20 protein-coding genes are annotated in these 19,920 nt (G+C 62.8%); 9 read left to right on the forward strand and 11 right to left on the reverse strand.

Going from position 1 to position 19,920, the window contains the following annotated elements:
- The first annotated feature begins 33 nt into the window (after nt 1–33).
- The 3 genes from purD (at nt 34) to ACEPP2_RS00695 (ending at nt 3,870) form a co-directional block, all read left to right on the forward strand.
- Entirely contained in the window at nt 34–1,299 is a 1,266-nt protein-coding gene (gene purD / locus ACEPP2_RS00685) for a phosphoribosylamine--glycine ligase (RefSeq protein WP_395515472.1), read from the forward strand.
- Between the two features lie 87 nt (nt 1,300–1,386).
- Nucleotides 1,387–1,821, forward strand: a complete 435-nt coding sequence (locus ACEPP2_RS00690) for a plant virulence effector HPE1-like domain-containing protein (RefSeq protein ID WP_077548143.1) — start codon at nt 1,387–1,389, stop codon at nt 1,819–1,821.
- Nucleotides 1,822–2,034: 213 nt separating this feature from the next.
- Complete coding sequence (locus ACEPP2_RS00695; protein WP_395515473.1) at nt 2,035–3,870, forward strand: methyl-accepting chemotaxis protein; 1,836 nt, start codon at nt 2,035–2,037, stop codon at nt 3,868–3,870.
- A gap of 61 nt (nt 3,871–3,931) precedes the next feature.
- Here ACEPP2_RS00695 and glyS read toward each other — a convergent pair whose 3' ends face one another.
- The 10 genes from glyS to ACEPP2_RS00745 form a co-directional block, all read right to left on the reverse strand.
- Complete coding sequence (gene glyS, locus ACEPP2_RS00700) at nt 3,932–6,217, reverse strand: glycine--tRNA ligase subunit beta (RefSeq protein ID WP_395515474.1); 2,286 nt, start codon at nt 6,215–6,217, stop codon at nt 3,932–3,934.
- A gap of 156 nt (nt 6,218–6,373) precedes the next feature.
- Nucleotides 6,374–6,697 carry a type II toxin-antitoxin system PemK/MazF family toxin gene (locus tag ACEPP2_RS00705; protein WP_395515475.1) on the reverse strand — a complete coding sequence of 108 codons (324 nt, stop codon included), beginning with the start codon at nt 6,695–6,697 and terminating at the stop codon, nt 6,374–6,376.
- Nucleotides 6,694–6,918, reverse strand: a complete 225-nt coding sequence (locus tag ACEPP2_RS00710) for an antitoxin MazE family protein (RefSeq protein WP_395515476.1) — start codon at nt 6,916–6,918, stop codon at nt 6,694–6,696. The genes ACEPP2_RS00705 and ACEPP2_RS00710 overlap by 4 nt, the downstream gene beginning before the upstream one ends.
- A 78-nt stretch (nt 6,919–6,996) precedes the next feature.
- On the reverse strand, nt 6,997–8,922 hold the full coding sequence (locus ACEPP2_RS00715; RefSeq protein ID WP_395515477.1) for a DUF2207 domain-containing protein: 1,926 nt from the start codon (nt 8,920–8,922) through the stop codon (nt 6,997–6,999).
- Between the two features lie 12 nt (nt 8,923–8,934).
- Nucleotides 8,935–9,486: a LemA family protein gene (locus ACEPP2_RS00720; RefSeq protein WP_281978469.1), complete on the reverse strand. Its 552-nt coding sequence runs from the start codon at nt 9,484–9,486 to the stop codon at nt 8,935–8,937.
- 71 nt (nt 9,487–9,557) lie between these two features.
- Nucleotides 9,558–10,514: a glycine--tRNA ligase subunit alpha gene (locus tag ACEPP2_RS00725; protein ID WP_281978470.1), complete on the reverse strand. Its 957-nt coding sequence runs from the start codon at nt 10,512–10,514 to the stop codon at nt 9,558–9,560.
- A gap of 89 nt (nt 10,515–10,603) precedes the next feature.
- Nucleotides 10,604–10,795 carry a hypothetical protein gene (locus ACEPP2_RS00730; protein ID WP_052637158.1) on the reverse strand — a complete coding sequence of 64 codons (192 nt, stop codon included), beginning with the start codon at nt 10,793–10,795 and terminating at the stop codon, nt 10,604–10,606.
- A 20-nt stretch (nt 10,796–10,815) separates the two neighbouring features.
- Nucleotides 10,816–11,679: a S49 family peptidase gene (locus tag ACEPP2_RS00735; RefSeq protein ID WP_395515478.1), complete on the reverse strand. Its 864-nt coding sequence runs from the start codon at nt 11,677–11,679 to the stop codon at nt 10,816–10,818.
- A gap of 77 nt (nt 11,680–11,756) precedes the next feature.
- Nucleotides 11,757–12,536, reverse strand: coding sequence for a tRNA1(Val) (adenine(37)-N6)-methyltransferase (locus ACEPP2_RS00740; protein ID WP_395515479.1), 780 nt, complete (start codon nt 12,534–12,536; stop codon nt 11,757–11,759).
- On the reverse strand, nt 12,533–12,763 hold the full coding sequence (locus tag ACEPP2_RS00745) for a putative signal transducing protein (RefSeq protein WP_052637155.1): 231 nt from the start codon (nt 12,761–12,763) through the stop codon (nt 12,533–12,535). The genes ACEPP2_RS00740 and ACEPP2_RS00745 overlap by 4 nt, the downstream gene beginning before the upstream one ends.
- Nucleotides 12,764–12,861: 98 nt before the next feature.
- Here ACEPP2_RS00745 and ACEPP2_RS00750 point away from each other — a divergent pair, with 98 nt between their 5' ends.
- The 4 genes from ACEPP2_RS00750 to moaB all read left to right on the forward strand — a co-directional run bounded on the left by ACEPP2_RS00750 (nt 12,862) and on the right by moaB (nt 17,263).
- A complete protein-coding gene (locus ACEPP2_RS00750) occupies nt 12,862–13,878 on the forward strand; it encodes a polyprenyl synthetase family protein (protein WP_395515480.1) in 1,017 nt (338 codons plus the stop codon).
- Between the two features lie 97 nt (nt 13,879–13,975).
- The gene (locus tag ACEPP2_RS00755) at nt 13,976–15,799 is read left to right on the forward strand and encodes a tetratricopeptide repeat protein (RefSeq protein WP_395515790.1); all 1,824 of its coding nucleotides are present in this window, start codon (nt 13,976–13,978) and stop codon (nt 15,797–15,799) included.
- A gap of 5 nt (nt 15,800–15,804) precedes the next feature.
- Nucleotides 15,805–16,713: a 4-(cytidine 5'-diphospho)-2-C-methyl-D-erythritol kinase gene (locus ACEPP2_RS00760; RefSeq protein WP_395515481.1), complete on the forward strand. Its 909-nt coding sequence runs from the start codon at nt 15,805–15,807 to the stop codon at nt 16,711–16,713.
- 1 nt (nt 16,714) lies between these two features.
- A complete protein-coding gene (gene moaB, locus ACEPP2_RS00765; protein WP_395515482.1) occupies nt 16,715–17,263 on the forward strand; it encodes a molybdenum cofactor biosynthesis protein B in 549 nt (182 codons plus the stop codon).
- A 3-nt stretch (nt 17,264–17,266) separates the two neighbouring features.
- Here the strand turns inward: moaB and ACEPP2_RS00770 are convergent, their stop codons facing one another.
- Nucleotides 17,267–17,785, reverse strand: a complete 519-nt coding sequence (locus ACEPP2_RS00770) for a glycosyl transferase (RefSeq protein ID WP_395515483.1) — start codon at nt 17,783–17,785, stop codon at nt 17,267–17,269.
- A 129-nt stretch (nt 17,786–17,914) separates the two neighbouring features.
- Here ACEPP2_RS00770 and ACEPP2_RS00775 point away from each other — a divergent pair, with 129 nt between their 5' ends.
- The gene (locus ACEPP2_RS00775; RefSeq protein ID WP_395515484.1) at nt 17,915–19,072 is read left to right on the forward strand and encodes a PA0069 family radical SAM protein; all 1,158 of its coding nucleotides are present in this window, start codon (nt 17,915–17,917) and stop codon (nt 19,070–19,072) included.
- 155 nt (nt 19,073–19,227) lie between these two features.
- Nucleotides 19,228–19,893, forward strand: coding sequence for a ribonuclease HII (locus tag ACEPP2_RS00780; RefSeq protein ID WP_395515485.1), 666 nt, complete (start codon nt 19,228–19,230; stop codon nt 19,891–19,893).
- The last annotated feature ends 27 nt before the right edge of the window (nt 19,894–19,920 follow it).

Genomic DNA, 19,920 nt, shown 5'->3' on the forward strand with positions numbered 1-19,920 from the left:
ACCGCCCGGTGAGGCATCAAGAGAGGGCGAGAGATGAAGGTTCTGCTGATCGGCTCCGGTGGACGCGAACATGCGCTGGTCTGGAAGCTTGCCCAGTCACCGAAGCTCACCAAGCTCTTTGCCGCGCCCGGCAACCCGGGGATTGCCGAACATGCGGAACTTGTGGCCCTCGACGTGGATCGTCAGGACGACGTGCTGTCCTTCTGCCGCAGCGAAGGCATCGATTTCGTCGTGGTCGGGCCGGAGGCTCCACTCGTCGCCGGGCTTGCGGATCTGCTGCGGGATGCCGGTATCGCAACATTCGGCCCCTCGGCAGCCGCCGCCCAGCTGGAAGGCTCCAAGGGCTTCACCAAGGACCTCTGCGCCCGCTATGGCATCCCGACCGGCGCCTATCAGCGCTTTACCGATGCGGATGCGGCCAAGGCCTATGTCCGGGACCAGGGTGCTCCCATCGTCATCAAGGCGGACGGACTTGCCGCCGGCAAGGGCGTCACCGTGGCAATGACTGTCGAGGAGGCCTTGGACGCCGTCGACGACTGCTTCTCCGGCGCCTTCGGAGCGGCTGGTGCCGAAGTGGTGGTCGAAGCGTTCCTCGATGGCGAGGAGGCAAGCTTCTTCTGCCTGTCCGACGGCAAGACCGCCTTGGCGCTGGCCACCGCACAGGACCACAAACGGGTCGGCGATGGAGACACCGGGCCCAATACCGGCGGCATGGGCGCCTATTCGCCTGCCCCGGTGATGACACCGGATATGGTGGAGCGAACGATGACGGAGATCATCGAGCCGACCATCCGCGGCATGTCCGAGATGGGCCACCCCTTTACCGGCGTCTTCTTCGCGGGGCTGATGATTACCGAGAAGGGACCCGAACTCATCGAATACAATGTCCGCTTCGGAGACCCGGAATGTCAGGTTCTGATGATGCGCCTGAAGAGCGACCTCCTGCCTCTCCTCCACGCGGCAGCGACCGGCAGGCTCGACCAGGTTTCGGCCGAGTGGTCCGATGACGTCGCGCTCACCGTGGTAATGGCATCGAAGGGGTACCCTGGTTCCTATGACAAGAACACGCCGATTGGGCCACTTCCAAAGACTGCCGATGATGCGAAGATCTTCCATGCCGGCACTGCGATAAAGGACGGAGAGTTGGTCGCGACCGGTGGACGGGTTTTTAATGTGACCGCCACGGGCGGGAGCGTCGTCGAGGCGCAGGCGAAGGCCTACGCGCTGGTGGACCAGATTTCCTGGAATAACGGCTTCTGCCGCCGCGACATTGGTTGGCGAGCCGTCGATCGCGGATAAGCCTTTTTACCTGAGCTTAACCAGTTTTGCTGACGGTATCGCAATTCTAAAACGGTAGACCTCCTCTGATATGAGAGGAGTCGTGCCATGCGTTTTCTGCTGACGAGTGCCCTGATCCTGGCGAGCGTACCGGCGCTTGCCTCATCGATCACGCCGCTCAGCAGCCATGGGGAACGCGGAAGCGTCATCACGAAGAGCTGCCTTGGCTGCCCGCCTCCCGCCTCGAAGGAAGAACAATCCCGCTACCGTGTGCCGGTTCTGGAAACCGGCCCGCAGAAGACCGAGATCGTCGAGATCGATGGCGAGAAGAAGATCGTCCGCACAGATGCATGGCTCGGCGGCTCACCGGTCGTGCATGTCAGCAAGATGCAGGACTGGATGATCCAAGGGGGCGCCACAACCCTGGCCGGCCAGGATGGCATTGACCACGCCGCGACCGTCGGTGCGGTCGTGGGCGAGACGTTGCCCTACATCGAGCCTTTGGACGTAAATGCCTTCTCCCTAAGGCTAACCGCCCGCTGACGTCCTCTATCTTTTCATTCGTCAAGAACTCGACCAAAGGCTGATTGGCAGGCTGCCAGGAAGCGTTTCCGGCTTAGCGCTTTATTAGCATCTGCAGCACTTACCTAGTCCCTAGTGCGGTGCAGCATGATCCGGCGCAGGAAGCGCCTGCCAACATGGTCATCGTCGTCCGCTTCTCCGCGACGACCCTGGCCGACCTTGCCGAGAGACGACATGAAGAACCTGAAAATCTCCATCCAATTGATGATGCTGGTCGGCTGTCTGATGGCCGCCTTCAGCATAGCGACCTTCTTCCAGATCCAAGCGTCGGCCAACGCAATCTACCATGAACGCTACGAGATGTTGCGGACGCAGACCGAAACTGCCCTCTCCGTGCTGAAGCGCTTCCACGCGCTCGAAACCAAGGGAGAGATCACCCGCGAGGAAGCCCAGACCCGCGCCTATGATGTGATCAACGACATGCGCTTTGTCCCAGACGGCTACTATTTCGGCTACGACTATGCCGGTGTTCGGGTCATCTACCCGGACAAGAAAGGGGTTGGTCAGAGTTTCGCCCACCTCACCGACAAGGCCGGGAACAAGTTCCTGATGAACATCGTGGACAAGGGACGCACCGGCGGCGGCTGGACGGAATATCTGTGGCCGAAGCCAGGCCAGGCGGAAGACCAGCTCTTCATGAAGGCTGCTTATTCGCTGGGCTTCGAGCCATGGGGGATCACGGTCGGGACCGGTGCATATCTGGACGATCTGGACGCCACGATCATGGATAGCGTGATGGGGGCACTGATTGCCGGACTCGTCGTTCTGGGGCTGGGCGCTGCCGTGGCCTTCATCGTCATCCGCAACATCACCCGGCCCCTCGCGGCCGTCCATTCGGCACTCGAGGCCGTGGCGGAGGAGGACGAATCGCGGCCAATTCCCCATATCGACATGCGCAACGAGGTCGGCATGATGGCCAAGGCCACCGCCGCGCTCCAAGAGAAGGTCCGCGAGCGTCACGCAATGGCAGCCCGGCAGGAACAGCAGCAGCAGGAACTCGACAGCGAGCGCCAGCAGAATGCCACTCTTCAGCAGGAGGAAGCAGAACTGCAGGCGCGGGTGGTGACGACGATCGGAACTACGCTGGAGGCGATGGCCCACGGCGATCTCACGGTCCGTTGCGGCGATCTCGGCAGCCGCTACGCCGCGCTGCGCGACAACTTCAACGACGCGCTGTCACGATTGGAAGCCGCCATGGCCAAGGTCAATGCAAAGGGCATCGACATAGGCACTTCCAAGGAGGAAATCCGCCGCGCTTCCAATGAACTTTCGCAGCGCACGGAGCGGCAGGCAGCCAATCTGGAGGAGACCTCGGCGGCACTTGACCAGCTCACCGTTGCCGTACGCCAGACGGCCGAAGGCGCGCAAGAGGCGGCACAGCGTGTGACATCGGTCAGCAGCGAGGCTGGTCGCAGCGACAGCATTGTCAGCGAAGCAATCAATGCGATGAGCAGCATCGAACAATCTTCCGCCGAAATCGCCAAGATCATCGGCGTCATCGACGAGATTGCTTTCCAGACCAATCTGCTGGCGCTGAACGCCGGGGTGGAAGCGGCTCGTGCCGGCGAATCCGGCAAGGGCTTCGCGGTCGTCGCCCAGGAGGTCCGCGAACTGGCGCAGCGCTCTGCCGCTGCCGCGAAGGAGATCAAGGACCAGATCTCCCGCTCCTCGGGCGAAGTGAACAATGGCGTTCGGCTTGTCGGCGAGGCGGGCGAGGCTCTGAAACGGATCTCCGGTCAGGTGAAGGCGGCAAGCGATGTGGTCAGCAAGATCGCCCATTCGGCTGCCGAGCAGGACACGACGCTGCGATCTATCTCGTCGTCGTTGAACCAGCTCGACGCAGCCACGCAACACAATGCCGCGATGGCGGAGGAAACGACGGCCTCCGCCGAGGCCCTCGCCGTGGACACAGAGGAACTGCTGGCCCTGATCCGGACCTTCCGGGTGAACCAGCAACCGGAGGTTCATCGCCTTCAGGGGGTCGCCGAGCAGATGCGAACGGCCGGGTAAGACCCGCCAATAATAAAGAAGCCGCCGGACCGCCGGCGGCTTTGTTCATTCTCGGAGTCCGTCAGCCAGCGATCTTTGAGAAATCTGCGACTGTTCCGGTCGCTTCACGGATGGCCTTCAAGAGCGCCAGGCGGTTGGCGCGGATAGCCGTGTCTTCGTCATTCACCAGCACCTCCTCGAAGAACAGGTCGACCGGCGCCCGCAGCTTCGACAGGGCCTGCATGGCGGAGCGGAAGTCTTCGCGCGCAACGGCTTGCGAAGCCTCACTGGAGGCCGACGTGATCGCGCTCCACAGCGCCCTTTCGGCGTCGAGGCGCAGGAGTTCTCCCGAGACGCCATCGGCGACTACAGTTCCCTTCTTCTCCTCGGCTGCGAGAAGCTGCGTGGCGCGCTTGGTGCCGGCGAGGAGGTTGATGCCGTCCTCGGAGGTGATGAACGCCGTCAGCGCCTCGGCGCGGCGGGCGACCATCAGCAGGTCGTCGGCCTCCGGCGTCAGCACCGCATCGATGATGTCATGGCGGGCGCCCTGGTCACGGAGGTAGACCTTGAGGCGATCGTGGAAGAAGGAAAGGAGGTCGGCCGCTACATCCGAAGACGGATCGACCACGGGAAAAGTCTCGTTGATGTAGCTGTTATCAGCCAGAGCCTGAGCCCGCTCGGACCCTTCGCCGCTCATCGACGCGACCACTGGAGCGCCGCCTGCACGGGGCATTGCGGCAGACAAGACGGGAAGCAGATTCAGCCGCACATTCCGCTCCAGCAGGATCCGCACCACGCCCAGCGCCGCACGGCGCAGCGCATAAGGGTCCTTCGAGCCGGTCGGCTTCTCGTCGATCGCCCAGAAGCCGACCAGCGTGTCGAGCTTGTCGGCCAGTGCCGCTGCGATCGCCACCTTGTCGTCCGGCACGCGGTCGGACGGGCCTTGTGGCTTGTAATGATCCTCGATGGCGGCAGCGACAGAGGCATGTTCCCCCTGCAGCGCCGCATAGCGGCGGCCCATAAGTCCCTGAAGTTCCGGAAATTCGCCCACGGCTTCGGTGCGAAGGTCCGCCTTGGCCAGCACGACCGCGCGGTCCACGAGAGCAGCATCGGCGCCAGTGACCGCCGCCAGTTCCTTCGCCAGCGCGCGGATGCGGCTCACACGCTCGCCCTGCGTGCCGAGCTTGGCATGGAAGGTGACGTTCAGCGCATCGAGCTTCGCCATGCGCTGGTCGAGCGGCTTCTTCAGGTCGAGACCGAACTTTTCGGCTGAAGGCTTCAGGTCCTGAAGATCCGGAAGGTCGCCCTGGTCGCGCGTCCAGAAATGCTTGGCGTCCGAGAGGCGCGCGCGGACGACCTTGCCGTTGCCGTGGATGATCTCCCTGCCGCCATCCTTTGCCTCGATGTTGGAAACGAGGATGAAGCGGTTGGAGAGCCCCTCCCCGCCTTGGCGGCGGGTGACGAAGCACTTCTGGTTCGTCTTGATCGTCAGGCGGATGATCTCAGCCGGAATCTCCAGGTATTCCTGCTCGAACTCGCCCATCAGAACATGCGGCCATTCGACGAGGCCGGACACTTCTTCGAGCAGGCCCTCGTCCTCGACCAGTTCAAGACCGTTGGCGAAGGCGACATCGCGGGCGTCATGCAGGATCACGTCCTTGCGCCGCTCCGCATCGAGCATCACCTCGGCTTTTTCCAGGCTCCTGACGTAATCATCGAACCGGCGCACGGTGATGGCGTCCGGCGCATGGAAGCGGTGGCCGTAGGTGACATTGCCCGCCACCAGGCCGTCGATCTCGAAGGGGATGACCTGCGTTTCATCGTGCTCCGGCCCAAAGACGCAGACGATCGACTGCAGCGGGCGCACCCAGCGCAGGCTTTCCGATCCCTTGCCCTCGGTGCCGGCGAAGCGAGCGCCCTTCGGCATGGAGGCCGCTCCCCAGCGCATGGACTTCGGCCAGGGGAAGTTGCGGATGATGCCGGGCATCACATCAGCGATGATCTCCTCGGCGGCACGGCCGGGTTTCGAAAGGACCGCGACGTAGAAGTCGCCCTTCTTGGGATCGCTGACGACCTGTGCTTCGGAGACCGACGAAAGGCCCGCCTTGCGCAGAAAGCCCTGCACCGCCTGTTCCGGCGCCTTGGTGGAAGGTCCCTTGATCTCCTCGCGCTGATCCGCCGAACGCGCCGTCAGGCCGCGAATGTCGAGCGCCAGCCGGCGCGGCGTCCAGTACTCGCGCGCACCCTCATAGGTCAGTCCTGCCTCCACCAGCGCATCGGTCACGAGTTTCTTAAGGTCGCCCGCCGCCTTACGCTGCATGCGGGCCGGGATTTCCTCGGAACGGAGTTCAAGAAGCAGATCGGGCATAGCGTCCTTCCTCACCCTCGCCCGAAGGAGAGGGTCGGCACAGGGTGCCGGTGATGGGGCAGAAATCGTCGGCTTCTGCTAGCAAAGATCAACCTTGCTGCACAATGGCAAATGTAGCCGTTAACCACATGGCAGACACAGGCGGTGGACTGCAGATCAGAGAATACTGAGAAAGACAGCCAGGGAACGGCTGACTGCAAGCATACTCTCATCCTCAAGGCATCCAAACGTCGGACCAAGCTTGTCGCGCTTCACGGACATTGCCTTGTCGACCATCACCTGAGAAATCTTGCGAAGCCCGTTCGCCGCCGAAGGATGCACAGTCACTCGGATCAAGGGCGCATCGACGATCGTCGCCGAAACCAGCAGCACGGTAACCGTTCCTGTTTCGGCGAAAAGATCTGATTGGATGATCAGCGCTGGTCGAGGCTTCGAAAAATCACCTGGAAGAGCGATCGTAACAAGATCGCCGCGCCTCATGCCTCGCCGTCTCTATCCAACTGCCCCAGCGCGGCTTGCAGGAAGGCGTCGAGGTCCGCATCTATGGCATCCGCGGCTGCAACCAGCGAGGCCTGACGGCGGCACTCCGCAACGAACCCTTCTTGCCGAGTGTCCGGCACCCAGATCTGAACAGGCCTCAGCCCCGCCAGTCTCAGTGCCTCGCGCCGCTTTTCCACACGCTTATTGACCGGGGTCGCCATATACGGCTCCATGTTGTTACATGTAACGTAGACCCTCCGCCCGTTCGGATCAAGGGCGGACACGGGACATGCGTCCAACTACCATCCGCCGCCGCCACCACCGCCGCCACCGCCGCCGGAAAAGCCACCGCCGGAGGAGAAGCCCGATGACGAGGAACTCGATTTCGGTGCGGGGATCGTGGAGGCGATCGTCGAGGCCATGGACGACGAGAAGCCGCCGATGCGATCTCCGAAATGGCCGATGCCCTGGCCTTCATACCAGGCCGGCGAATAGGACGCGGCTGCCGCCCCCGCGGCAGCCGTTGCCAGCCACGTCTCGAAGGCACGGCTCCACGGCTTTTCCACGCCGAGCGCTACGGCATAGGGCAGAAGCGTCTCGAAATGCTGCGGCGACATCTCAGGGGCGCCGGCCATGTTCATCCGATCCTTCTCCGCGAGGGTCAGATAGGTGCGCAGTCCCTCGATCCCGTCCATCAACCGGCGGCCGAGCGGCGTCGGCGCGCCCAGCAGAAAGAAGAAGATAACGTTGATCAGCACGATGCCGCCGACGGACACCAGAAGCGGCCAGTGGCCGCTGCCTGACAGATCAGCGAGTGTCACGACAAGGACGGTCGAAATGGCAGAAATCGCAACGAGACCGATGAAGCCGAGAATCACGACAGCGATGATCTTGGAGAATAGGGAACTGCCGCGCCGGAGGTTCTTGCCGAGGCTGACCGCGAAGCCACCGAAGAAGGCGGCAAAGAACACTGGGACCATGAAGACGAAGATCAGGTCGGGCTCGATGTCGCCGAACAGGAACAGGAGAACCAGGGCTGCCACGCTGAGCGCGATGCCGCCGATGACGTAGCCGGTGTTGGCGCGGTAATACTTGCCGCGATGCTCCTTCTCGATGGCGCGGCGAAAATTCGTCCCGACCGTCTGAACTTTGGTACCGTTCGCCTTGTCGATGATCAGCTGCTCGCCAGGGGCGCCAATATTCTTCAACAGCGCTGCCTGCCCCGCAGGCAGAGGCCCCTGCGTCCTCTTGTCAGTCCTGCGGATCGTGATGGAGTCCTTGAGGTCCTCCAGCGTCACATAGCCCTTGACGGCAAGATCGATGGCGCTGGCGGAGAGTGCCGTCCAGCCGCCGCCGGAGAAGCCCTTGTTGTCGACGTAGTTCACCAGCGCCGGTGAAAGGCCCTCAGGCGGGTCCCAGCGCGGCACCATGACGCCGCTGGCGGGATCTCGTCCCACCCGGCTCCAGTTGCGGGCATAGTAGAGCGCAACGAGTGCTAGGCCGCCGAAGCCGAGGATTGCGTTGATGTTGTCGCGCAGCCACCAGCTTCGCTGGTCGGCGGCTGAAGGCGGTGCAATCACGCTCTTCGGAATTCCAACAACGATCGTGAGGCCCTCATTCGGCGCGAGCGGTTTGGTGGTCGAGAAGACGGCGGTGTTGCCGTTCACCCGCATGTTGGCGTCCGTGTCGGCGGCACCCAGGGGCCCGGTATAGGCAACGGTTTCCGTCACCGCTGCGCCGTCCGGAAGCGTTACACGCGCCGAAGCCTGATCGATGCGGAACATCCAGCCATTGCCGGTGACGTTCCAGTAGAGCTCGTCGTGATCGCCGAAATAGCGAATCTGGCGGTCGGTGCGGTAGGCGATGACATAGGTATGTTCGCCGTGGTCAAGGAAGACGTCCTGCGAGCCGGTATAGATACGGATGCCGCCGGAGATGGATTCCGTATGCCACTCTTCCGGCTCTCCGTCGCGGGTGACGGAGATGACATCGAAGCCAACGCGGATCGTCCGTCCCTCATCATCCTCCATGGTCAGCGGAAAGTCGCGGAAGATCCCGCGGCGAATGTCATCGCCCTCGGCATTCACGGTAATGGTCTCGGAAACCGTCAGCCCACCATCCGCGGCAATCTGAATGTCGGAATGGTAGGAGCGGATGAGCTCCGCCGCGCCTGCCGACAGGATCGTCGCAAACCAGATGATGACCGGCAGGAGCAGGCGCAACATGATCGGCAAGCCTCAGAACTTGACGGCTGGCACGGCACGATCGGCGGGGTCTTCTATTTCGAAATACTCCCGCTTGGAGAAGCCGAACTGGTTTGCAATGATGTTGGAGGGGACGCTCTCTACCTTCACGTTCAGGTCACGCGCGGCGCCATTGTAGTAGCGGCGCGCCATCTGGATCTCGTGTTCAATCGTTTCCAGCGAGTTCTGCAATTCCAGGAAGTTCTGGTTCGCCTTGAGGTCCGGATAGGCCTCGGCGAGTGCGAAGAGCTTGCCGAGCGCCTGCGATAGCAGGCCTTCCGCCTGGGCGCGCGCCGCTACATCACCCGCAGGAACCGCCTGGGCGCGGTTGCGCAGTTCCACGACCTCCTCGAAGGTGGATTTCTCATGGGCCGCATAGCCCTTCACCGTCTCTATCAGGTTGGGGATCAGGTCGGCGCGACGCTTGAGCTGGACGTCGATGCCCGACCAGGCCTCTTCCGCCATCTGCCGCGACTTGACGAGACTATTGTAGAGAAAAATGCCGTACAGAACGACGAGTACGACGATGGCAAGCAGGATATACATCCAAGTGTCCCCCGAGACAGTAAGATCGGGCGGACACTAGAAAGCTTTTCCAACAGCGTCAAACGCTGGTGTCAGGCTGCCTCTCGGCCCGTTTGTGCGCCGCCAGCTTCGGTCAGCAGGAAGGCTTCGCCGCAGGCCTTGGCGAGGGTGCGGACGCGCAGGATATAGCTCTGGCGTTCGGTAACGGAGATCACGCCGCGGGCATCCAGCAGGTTGAAGACGTGGCTTGCCTTGATGCACTGGTCATAGGCGGGGAAGACGCACTTGTGCAGCATCTGGTTGGCATTCGCACCGGGTGCTCCGGCATTGAGCAGCGCCTGGCATTCCTTCTCGGCGTCGATGAAGTGACGGTGCAGCATGGCTGTATCGGCATATTCGAAATTGTGCCGCGAGTACTCCTGCTCCGCCTGGAGGAAAACGTCGCCGTAGGAGATCTTGTCCTCGCCCTCGCGGCCGTTGAAGTTCAGGTCGTAGACATTGTCGACGCCCTGGACGTACATGGCGAGGCGTTCGAGACCGTAGGTCAGTTCTCCCGCAACCGGCGAGCACTCGATCCCGCAGACCTGCTGGAAGTAAGTGAACTGCGACACTTCCATGCCGTCGCACCAGCATTCCCAGCCGAGGCCCCAGGCGCCCAGCGTCGGGCTTTCCCAGTCGTCCTCCACGAAGCGCACGTCGTGCAGCAGCGGATCGAGACCGATCGCCTTCAGCGAGCCCAGGTAGAGCTCCTGCAGGTTGGACGGGTTCGGCTTCAGGATGACCTGATACTGGTAATAGTGCTGCAGCCGGTTAGGATTCTCGCCGTAGCGGCCATCCGAGGGACGCCGCGATGGCTGGACGTAGGCCGCCTTCCAGGGTTTCGGCCCGAGCGCTCTAAGTGTGGTCGCGGGATGGAAGGTTCCGGCACCAACCTCCATGTCGTAGGGCTGCAGCACGGCGCAGCCTTTGTCGGCCCAGTAGTTGTGCAGCGCGAGGATCAGCCCCTGGAAGGAGCGGGTCGGGGACATGTGGTCGGGAAGATCGGTCATGAATACAGCCGGCATCTCTACAAATGATGCGGACGAGTGCCACGCAGAGCCGCAAGGGTCAAGGATTTATGCCGCGCGGGCAGCCGGCATCACTCGTCGTCGCGCTTGACCCGATACTCGCCCGTCTCCGGATCTTTCACGAGCGTACCCAACGCGCCCGTCTCCTGTTCCTTTCGACGTTCCCGGGAACGCGATGTGAGCTTCTCCGCATCGGCGACGAACCGCTTGTAAAGCAGCCAACCTCCGCCGACGATCAGTATGAAGAAGATCAGTTGTACCATGGGTCGCCTCGCCCCTTACCCTACATTCCGTAGCGACCCCACAATGCCTTCTCCTCCAGCGTCTCGGCAAGGCCCGCTACGGCGCCGGCACCGATATCTCCTGCGGCACTGCCGCGCACCACACCGGGCAGACGCCGGCCGAAGATGTTGCGGGCACCGCCGACCAACTCCAGCCGTGTCTTGGGGCCAAAGCGACATTTCAGCGTATCGCGCATTTCACCCATACCATCCACGAGCCCCAGTTCCAGGCCCCGGACTCCGGTCCAGAACAGGCCGGAGAAGATCGTCTCGTCATCCGCCAGGCGGCTGCCGCGGCGCGCCTTCACCATGTCGATGAAGACCTTGTGGATCTCCAGTTGCAGCGTCTTCAGGTATTCGACGTCGCCTTCCTTCTCGGGCTGGAAGGGATCGAGGATCACCTTGTTCTCGCCCGCCGTGTAAACTCGCCGCTCCACGCCGATCTTGCGCAGGAGTTCGGGAAAGCCGAAGCCGCCGGAGACGACACCGATCGAGCCGACGATGGAGGTCGGATCGACGAAGATCTCGTCGCCCGCAAGCGCGATCATGTAACCGCCCGATGCCGCGACGTCCTCGACGAACATCAGGACCTTCTTGTTCTTCTCTTCGGCGAGCGCCCGGATGCGCTGGTAGATCAGCCGTGACTGGACAGGCGAGCCGCCCGGCGAATTGATCGATATCGCCACGGCTGGGGCATCCTTCTTCGCAAAGGCCTTCTCGAGCGCAGGAGCGACGGTCGCGATATTGAGGGTCGGGCGGAACTGACTGCCGCCTGTCATGATGACACCATGCAGCCGGACCACGGGGATCGCCGTCCCCTCCTTGCGGAATCGCTTCGGCAACACACGCGACAACAGACCAGCCATCTCAAACCCTTCGTTCACGACAATATTGCCGCAGATGTATGACCGGCTGAGCGAAACACAATGGCACCGTCGCCATTTCAGCGTCTGGGCGGACCTCGGCGGCTGATGGCACTGCGGCCGTTGTTCAGGGCGTCTGCTTCGGGCGTGAAGGCGTGGCCTTCTCCTCCGTGAAGGAAAAGTGGAGCACGGAAGAGCAGGCGGGCACGAGAACCTTTCACCGCCGTCACGAGAAGCCTCGTCGCATCCGCCGCCGGCCGCGGATGCACAACGGTGATCTCCAGCCCTCCAAAGCGCCGACCGCAGGCAGCGATGATCTCTGCGATGGATTGCGGCCGCGCGATGAGGGACAGTTGGCCGCCCGGCTTCAGAACGGCGCCGGCCGTTCTGATCCATCCCTCGAACAGACCATCAGCCATTGCATGCGCCTCGGCCTTCAGGACGTCGGGGGTGGTGCGGTCCGCAGGGTCGTTGAACGGCGGGTTCATGATGACATGATCGTGAACATCGTCCGCAAGCCCGGCGGCAAGTCTGGCCTTCCCCCGGCTCGTCACGTCCGCCTCCAGCACGGTCACCCGTGGGGCGAGTGCGATATTCTCCGGCAACGATAGTGTCTTCCTTGCACAGTCCGCCATCACCGACGAACGCTCGACCAGCAGCACGCTCGCTTGAGAAAGCCTCGATGCCACGGCCAGACCCGCCGCACCCGCACCGGCGCCGAAATCCGCCACGCTGATCGGGCCGTTCGCATTCACCAGCGAGGCCAGAAGCATGGCATCGATCCCCGACCGGTGACCCACGCCCTTGGGCTGCACCACATGGAAACGGCCGCGATGAAACGCATCGACCGTTTCGATCATGCCTGCGCCTCCCTCAGCTCCCCTCCGAGGCCCGCATCGTTGAGAATCTGCCGCGCCTCGTCCGCCCGGTCATCCTCCACGAGAAAGCGGCGCGGCAGAAGACCGAGCGAGCCTTCAAGGATGCTCATGGTCTGATCCGCGATCATGCAGTGGATACCTGCGTCGCGGATCAGGCTTTCGGCGTAGGAGAGAAGCACGGCATCGTTGGTGCGTATGAGTTCCTGCATGGATCCCTGTTCACATTTCAATGTTTGGCAATTCGTGCCGGGGACGGTATAGGCCACTTCTACAGATCGTGGGTGAATTTGAACAGGAGACCGGAACCTTGGGCGTCGTCGTACCGCTTGAAGAAGGAAAGAAGAAGTCGGCTTCCGTCAAACCCCTCGTCGACCTGACGAAAGCCGACATGGAGCGGGTCAACCAGTTGATCCTGTCCAAGGCCGGTTCCGATGTACAGATGATCCCCGAAGTGGCCAACCACCTGATCTCTTCCGGTGGCAAGCGCCTGCGTCCTATGCTTACACTCGCCGCGGCATCCATGTTTGGCTACAAGGGCGACAGCCATGTCAAACTCGCAACCAGCGTCGAATTCATGCACACGGCGACGCTACTGCATGACGACGTGGTGGACGAAAGCGATCTCCGCCGCGGAAAGTCCACGGCGCGGACGATCTGGGGCAACCAGGCAAGCGTCTTGGTGGGCGATTTCCTGCTCGGGCAGGCCTTCCGGATGATGGTCGATGTCGGCTCGCTCGACGCGCTCGACGTGCTGTCTACGGCCGCCTCCGTGATCGCGGAAGGCGAGGTCTTGCAGCTTTCGGTCGCCAAGAACATGGAAACGACGGAGGATGACTATCTCTCGGTCATCCGGGCCAAGACCGCTGCCCTGTTCGCGGCCGCAGCCGAAGTCGGCCCCATCATCGCGCAGGCCGACAAGGCTGGCCGCAATGCACTGAAGTCCTACGGGATGAACCTTGGTCTCGCCTTCCAGCTGGTCGACGACGCGCTGGATTATGGCGGAACTGCCGCCGATCTCGGCAAGAATGTCGGCGACGACTTCCGCGAGGGCAAGATCACGCTGCCGGTCATTCTCTCCTATCGCCGCGGCACCGCAGAGGAACGGCTTTTCTGGCGTAGCGCGATCGAGGCGGGCGAGAGTTCGGAGGAAAACCTCCAGCACGCGCTGGACCTCATCCGGAAATACGATGCGCTGAACGACACGATCGGGCGCGCCATCCACTATGGCACGATTGCCCGCGATGCACTCGCTCCCCTGCCCGCCTCGCCTTACAAGGCGGCCCTTCTGGAAGTGATCGATTTCTCCATCCAGCGCGTAAACTGAACGGCATGCACAAAAGAGGCTTTCTTGCGGCCCTGTACCAAAAAAGCCATGCTGTCGGTGAATCACTCGGTGCAGGATACTGATGAAAGGCACCTCGATGCGGCAGATTTCCAAGCTTTCCTTGCTTTGCGGTACAGCGCTGGTGACAGCTCTGTTCCTTGCGGCCGCGCCGAATGCGGCGACACCCGAAGGGAAGCCCGCCGAAGAGGCGGCCAGTTTCGAGCCTGCCAAGGTGCAGTCGTTCGCCGGCGCGTTCCTCGCCGCGCGCACGGCCGATGTCGATCATGACTACCCGACTGCCATCACCCTCTACCGCAAGGCGCTTGAGTTCGACCCCGCCAATCTGGAGATCCGCGAGCGGCTGATGATCGCCCTCTTCCTGGACGGGCAGTTCGAGGAAGGGCGCGCCGAGGCAGAAGCCTTGAAGGACGATGAGGCGGTCGAACGGATCACGACGATCGTGCGCGGCCTCGACGCCATCCGCGACGGCCGCTTCAACGAAGCAAAGGAAATGCTTGCCTACAAGGGTCCCAACGACCTCGACAAGCTGACGCACACCTTGATCAGTGCGTGGGCTGACGTCGGCGCCGGGGAAGAAGGCAAGGCGCTCAAGACCGTTCGTGACATGACGGGGCCGGACTGGTTCAAGGTGTTTACCGACTACCAGCTGGGAACGATGGCGCTCGTCTCGGGCGACACGAACGCCGCGAGGACGCACCTGACGGCCGCCATCACCAACGAAGAAGCGGTTGCAACCGCACCCGATACGTTCATGCGCGCCGTCATGGCGCTTGCGCGGCTGGAGGCTGCCGCCGGCAACAAGCAGAAGGCACTCGATGCGATCTCCGTCGGTGACGGGATGATCAGCAACTACGCGCCGCTAAAGGCCCTGCGCGAAAGCATCGAGAGTGGCGAGAAGCCCGCCCAGCAGATAACGGACGCCTCGCAGGGCGCTGCCTCCGTACTGTTTTCCATCGGCGCTGCGCTCAACCGCCAGGGCGCCGAGGACATGGTGTCGCTCTACCTGCAGGTTTCGCACGCGCTTGATCCGGAAAGCGCCGACACACTGATCCTCCTCGGCGGGATCGCCGAGAAGCTTGAGAAGCCGGAGCAGGCGATCAGCTATTACGAGAAGGTGCCTGCCAATTCTCCCATGCGGCGGATCTCCGAGCTCCAACTCGGCCTGGCACTTGCCGGCTCCGAAAAGGTCGAGGAGGCGCGTCAGCACCTCAAGGCGCTGATCGCGGCCGACCCCTCCGACCTCCGCAGCTACCTAGCCTATGGCAGCGTGCTGTCAGACGCCAAGGACTACAAGGAGATGGCGGCGAACTACGACAAGGCTGTGGAGGTCATTGGACCCGTTCCCAAGCAGGGCGACTGGACCATCTTCTTCCAGCGCGGCATTGCCTATGAGCGCCTGAAGAAATGGGATCAGGCAGAGCCGAACTTCAAGAAGGCGCTGGAGCTGAACCCGGAACAGCCGCAGGTCCTCAATTATCTCGGCTACTCCTGGGTCGACATGAACCGCAATCTCGAGGAAGGCCTCGACATGATCCGCCGCGCGGTCGAGCTTCGTCCGGACGACGGCTATATCGTCGATTCGCTCGGCTGGGCCTATTATCGCATGGGTCGTTTCGAGGATGCGGTGGCGGAACTGGAACGGGCCGTGCAGTTGCGGGCCGGAGACGCCACGATCAACGACCATCTTGGCGACGCCTACTGGCGGGTCGGCCGGAAGCTCGAAGCAGTCTACCAGTGGAACCGGGCGCTGATCTCCGAGGGCGACGACGTCAACCGCGACCAGATCAAGGAGAAGATCGACAAGGGCCTGCCGCCGCTCGATCCGACCGCGACAACCGCCGACAAGCGTCCGGAGGAGCCTGCGACCCCTGCCCCCGCGCCGGCAGACAACAAATCCTGACAGCCATGCGGCCCTCCTTGCATGGTTCTGGTGCGGAGCTGGATGTAAGCCTCCCGGTCACCGAACTTGCCCCGGCAAAGATCAACCTGGCGCTTCACGTGACCGGGCAGCGGCCGGACGGCTATCACCTGATAGAGAGCATCGTTACCTTTGCCGATATCGGAGACCATCTGACCTTCGCGCCCGCTGACGAGGATCGCCTGAGCCTGTCGGGGCCCTTCGCCCCTGCCATCACCGGTGGCTCCGACAATCTAGTGGCCCGCGCGCGCGACGGACTGCGTCGTCTACTGCAAGCCAGAGGCGTGGAGGCCCCGGCCGTCGCCATCCATCTCGAAAAGAACCTGCCGGTCGCATCCGGGATCGGTGGCGGTTCGGCCGACGCGGCGGCGACGTTGAGAGGGCTCTTGCGGCTCTGGAGCGCAGGCAGCATCAGCATCAATGAGATCGAGGCTCTGGCGCTGTCGATCGGCGCGGACGTCCCCATGTGCATGGCAGGCAGACCTTTGATCGCAAGCGGCATCGGCGAGAAGCTGTCGCCTTTGACGGACATGCCGCGCTTTGCCCTGGTGCTCGGCAATCCTCTGCGAGGCGTCTCCACGCCAGAGGTGTTCTCGCGCCTCGCGTCCAGGCAAAACACGGGGCTGGTCTTGAATGATCCACGCAACTGGATGTCGATCCTGAATGCTTCGAGGAACGACCTGGAGCGGGCCGCCAGCGACCTGGTGCCGGAGATAGAGGAATTATGCGAACTCCTGCGAAGCCGAGGTGCGGTGCTGACGCGCATGTCAGGATCCGGCGCCACCTGCTTCGGCATATTCGATTCCAGGCGAAGTGCCGATCACGCCGCAAGTATGTTGCAGGCCGAAAGGCCGGACTGGTACTTTGCCTCGACAGAAACCATTGCCGGATCGTGACATGAACCGTATCGACGAGAGCCGTCCCTTCATCCCCGTCGGCATTGCCGTCCTGACCGTCTCCGATACCCGCACGCCGAATGACGACCGTTCTGGGGATACACTCGTCGCCCGGATCGAGAAGGCTGGGCACGTGCTGAAAGCCCGCACCATCGTCACCGACGACAAGGAGAAGATCGCCGCCCAGGTGCGCACATGGACGCTCGACCCGCAGATCGATGTCATCATCACCACCGGCGGCACCGGATTTACGGGGCGGGATGTCACGCTGGAGGCGCTGGAGCCGCTGTTCGAGAAGCGGATGGATGGCTTTTCGGAAGTGTTTCACCGCATTTCCTATGACAAGATCGGGACCTCGACCATCCAGTCCAGGGCCACCGGCGGTGTGGCGAACGCCACCTTCATCTTCGTCCTGCCGGGTTCGCCCGGTGCCTGCAAGGACGCCTGGGACGGCATCCTGGAGGCCCAGCTCGACTACAGGCACATGCCATGCAACTTCATCGAGATCATGCCGCGCCTCGACGAGCACCTGAAGCGAGGGGCCGGCTGAGGCTCAACCCGCCGCACGCAGCGAGCGGGCGGGAATCAGTTCGCTGGACAGCCTGACCGCCTTGAGCCCGCTCACCAGAGCTTTGACGTCCATTCCTGGCGCGACCTTGCTCAGCGCCTGCCGCTTCGTCAGCAGGAGGCCGTGCTCGAGCGGCTGCGCCCTCCCCACGAGTCGCTTCAGGAACGGACGGCGGCAATGGCGGGCAAGGGAGAAGCGGGCTGGCCTGCTGCCCGACGCGATGTACTCCATCACCTCGTCGATCCATCCCTTCTGCAGACGCGCACCCGGCTCGATGAAGAGCAACCATTCACCTCGGGCAGCCAGCAGGACATCGGAAAGAACCCACTCGCGGTAAAACCTGCATCCCGCCGCATCGGCGACCCTTGCCGAGCCGTCGGAGGACCCTCGATCGAGCACCGCTACATCGCTGACAAGCCCCTCCACCGCACCCGAAACCAGACCTGAAAGTGTCTGGGCGAGTTCGGTTTCGTGGTCACTGCATTCCATCAAGACAGTCAGCATGAACTGCTTCTATCGTATCATCATCGGCTTTTCCACATCCACCCCTTCAAGTTTGTTCTTGCATTGTTCTCCTTTCTGTCTTAGGAATTTAATCAGGCGGGCAAGCAGAAAGGCCCTTCGGAGCGTCACATGAATGAGCTGACCCATCTGCGGCAGGATGCCTTCGCACCTGCCCATACGGCAGATATTGCCGATTGCCTGGTGAAATCCTCAAGCCTTCGCATCGAGATCGACCGGCGGCGCGGCCGCGGCGCCGGGCTGAATCCGAGCGGCCGGTTCGAGCAGGAACGGCGCGAGGCGTTCGACGACGGGTGGCAGTCGCTTGAGGAACTGGAACCGTTCACGACGGACGTGCAGGTGGAAAAGCCCCGCACGGCAATTACGCGGAACGATTCACCCGATATCTCCTTCGACCGCTCCATCAATCCCTATCGCGGTTGTGAGCACGGCTGCATCTATTGCTTTGCACGCCCGACCCACAGCTTCATGGGATTGTCTGCCGGGCTGGACTTCGAGGCCAAGCTCTTCGCCAAGCCGGACGTGCCGAAGCTGCTGGAGCGCGAGCTCAGCCGCTCGGACTACAAGGTCCGCGCCATCGCCATCGGCACGAATACCGATCCCTACCAGCCAATCGAGCGCGAATGGCGGATCATGCGTCAGATCCTGGAGGTTCTTCACAAGGCCAATCATCCGGTTGCGATCGTGACGAAGTCGGCCCTGATCACGCGCGACCTCGACATCCTCTCGGACATGGCCGCGAAGGGATTGGCAAAGGTCGGTATTTCCGTCACCACCCTCGACCGGAAGCTGGCCCGCACGATGGAGCCACGCGCCTCCACCCCCACCAAGCGTCTGGAAGCAATCAAGGCCCTGAACGATGCCGGTGTACCGACGGCTGTCATGGTCGCCCCCATCATTCCGGCGCTTAACGACCACGAGATCGAGCGCATCCTGGACGCAGGGCACGCGGCGGGTGCCCGGGAAGCGAGCTACGTCCTTCTGCGCCTGCCGCTGGAGGTGAGCCCGCTGTTTCGCGACTGGTTGCTTCGCAACTATCCCGACCGCTACCGGCACGTCATGTCGCTGGTGCGCTCCATGCGCGGCGGCAAGGATTACGACGCCGACTTTGGCAAGCGGATGAAAGGCTCCGGCCCCTACGCGTGGCAGATCGGCCGCCGGTTCGACATGACCGTCAAGCGGCTCGGCATGGGGCGTCGTGGCCTGCCGCTGCGCGATGATCTCTTTGTCCGCCCGGATGGAGGTGGGATCCAGCTGTCGCTGCTCTGACGAACGAAGGTTCTTGATTGCTCCAGATTTCGGTGCGGATGCCGCCTCCTCCGTATCCGAAACACCCCGGCCCCGCCTCCCCGTGGCGGGACAGTGTGCCGCATCACACCGGCCGGGGCTTGCAGGAGGTCGGGTGGGCGTGCGAGTCTGCCGCCATGTTGGCTCGCACGTCCCCCGATTCTCCGATGCTGTTCGATGACGTCCCGCTCGTCCCGGACTTCAGCCTGGAACTTGTCGCCCGCAATGCCGGCCACTGGCCAGTGGCAGGAACGGACGAAGCCGGCCGCGGCCCATTGGCAGGCCCTGTTGTCGCAGCAGCCGTCATCCTCGATCCCAACAACATTCCCGACGGTCTCAATGATTCCAAGCAGCTGACCGCTGCGCGGCGCGAGGAACTCTTCGAAGCGATCATGGCAACCGCCGATGTCTCGATCGCCGCTTCGGGACCCCGGCACATCGACGAGCGAAACATCCTGCGCGCGAGCCTCGATGCCATGCGCCGGGCCGTGGCCGGCCTTTCGATCCTACCGGCCTATGTTCTTGCAGACGGTCGGGACGTACCACAGGGTCTCTGCTGCCCCGGACGTGCAGTCATCCAGGGGGATGCCCGATCGGTATCGATCGCAGCCGCGTCGATCATCGCCAAGGTCACGCGAGACCGGATGATGACGCGGGCACACCAGGTTTTCCCGCTCTACGGGTTCAACAGCCATGCCGGCTATGCGACGCCCCAGCATCGCGCGGGGATCGAAGCTCACGGCCCGTGCCTGCTGCACAGGATGAGCTTCCGCCCCCTCCGCAAGGATGAGGCTGCGGAGTAACGCGATCAGACGGCAACGAAAAAGGGC

Origin of the sequence: Pseudorhizobium flavum, assembly GCF_044142885.1 — a bacterium.
GTDB lineage: Bacteria > Pseudomonadota > Alphaproteobacteria > Rhizobiales > Rhizobiaceae > Neorhizobium > Neorhizobium flavum.

What these genes read in the sequence shown, in the direction of transcription:
- purD (WP_395515472.1), top strand. Translation starts at nt 34, where the DNA reads ATGAAGGTTCTGCTGATCGGCTCCGGTGGACGCGAACATGCGCTGGTC.
- ACEPP2_RS00690 (WP_077548143.1), top strand. Translation starts at nt 1,387, where the DNA reads ATGCGTTTTCTGCTGACGAGTGCCCTGATCCTGGCGAGCGTACCGGCG.
- ACEPP2_RS00695 (WP_395515473.1), top strand. Translation starts at nt 2,035, where the DNA reads ATGAAGAACCTGAAAATCTCCATCCAATTGATGATGCTGGTCGGCTGT.
- glyS (WP_395515474.1), bottom strand. Translation starts at nt 6,217, where the DNA reads ATGCCCGATCTGCTTCTTGAACTCCGTTCCGAGGAAATCCCGGCCCGC.
- ACEPP2_RS00705 (WP_395515475.1), bottom strand. Translation starts at nt 6,697, where the DNA reads ATGAGGCGCGGCGATCTTGTTACGATCGCTCTTCCAGGTGATTTTTCG.
- ACEPP2_RS00710 (WP_395515476.1), bottom strand. Translation starts at nt 6,918, where the DNA reads ATGGCGACCCCGGTCAATAAGCGTGTGGAAAAGCGGCGCGAGGCACTG.
- ACEPP2_RS00715 (WP_395515477.1), bottom strand. Translation starts at nt 8,922, where the DNA reads ATGTTGCGCCTGCTCCTGCCGGTCATCATCTGGTTTGCGACGATCCTG.
- ACEPP2_RS00720 (WP_281978469.1), bottom strand. Translation starts at nt 9,486, where the DNA reads ATGTATATCCTGCTTGCCATCGTCGTACTCGTCGTTCTGTACGGCATT.
- ACEPP2_RS00725 (WP_281978470.1), bottom strand. Translation starts at nt 10,514, where the DNA reads ATGACCGATCTTCCCGACCACATGTCCCCGACCCGCTCCTTCCAGGGG.
- ACEPP2_RS00730 (WP_052637158.1), bottom strand. Translation starts at nt 10,795, where the DNA reads ATGGTACAACTGATCTTCTTCATACTGATCGTCGGCGGAGGTTGGCTG.
- ACEPP2_RS00735 (WP_395515478.1), bottom strand. Translation starts at nt 11,679, where the DNA reads ATGGCTGGTCTGTTGTCGCGTGTGTTGCCGAAGCGATTCCGCAAGGAG.
- ACEPP2_RS00740 (WP_395515479.1), bottom strand. Translation starts at nt 12,536, where the DNA reads ATGATCGAAACGGTCGATGCGTTTCATCGCGGCCGTTTCCATGTGGTG.
- ACEPP2_RS00745 (WP_052637155.1), bottom strand. Translation starts at nt 12,763, where the DNA reads ATGCAGGAACTCATACGCACCAACGATGCCGTGCTTCTCTCCTACGCC.
- ACEPP2_RS00755 (WP_395515790.1), top strand. Translation starts at nt 13,976, where the DNA reads ATGCGGCAGATTTCCAAGCTTTCCTTGCTTTGCGGTACAGCGCTGGTG.
- ACEPP2_RS00760 (WP_395515481.1), top strand. Translation starts at nt 15,805, where the DNA reads ATGCGGCCCTCCTTGCATGGTTCTGGTGCGGAGCTGGATGTAAGCCTC.
- moaB (WP_395515482.1), top strand. Translation starts at nt 16,715, where the DNA reads ATGAACCGTATCGACGAGAGCCGTCCCTTCATCCCCGTCGGCATTGCC.
- ACEPP2_RS00770 (WP_395515483.1), bottom strand. Translation starts at nt 17,785, where the DNA reads ATGCTGACTGTCTTGATGGAATGCAGTGACCACGAAACCGAACTCGCC.
- ACEPP2_RS00775 (WP_395515484.1), top strand. Translation starts at nt 17,915, where the DNA reads ATGAATGAGCTGACCCATCTGCGGCAGGATGCCTTCGCACCTGCCCAT.
- ACEPP2_RS00780 (WP_395515485.1), top strand. Translation starts at nt 19,228, where the DNA reads ATGTTGGCTCGCACGTCCCCCGATTCTCCGATGCTGTTCGATGACGTC.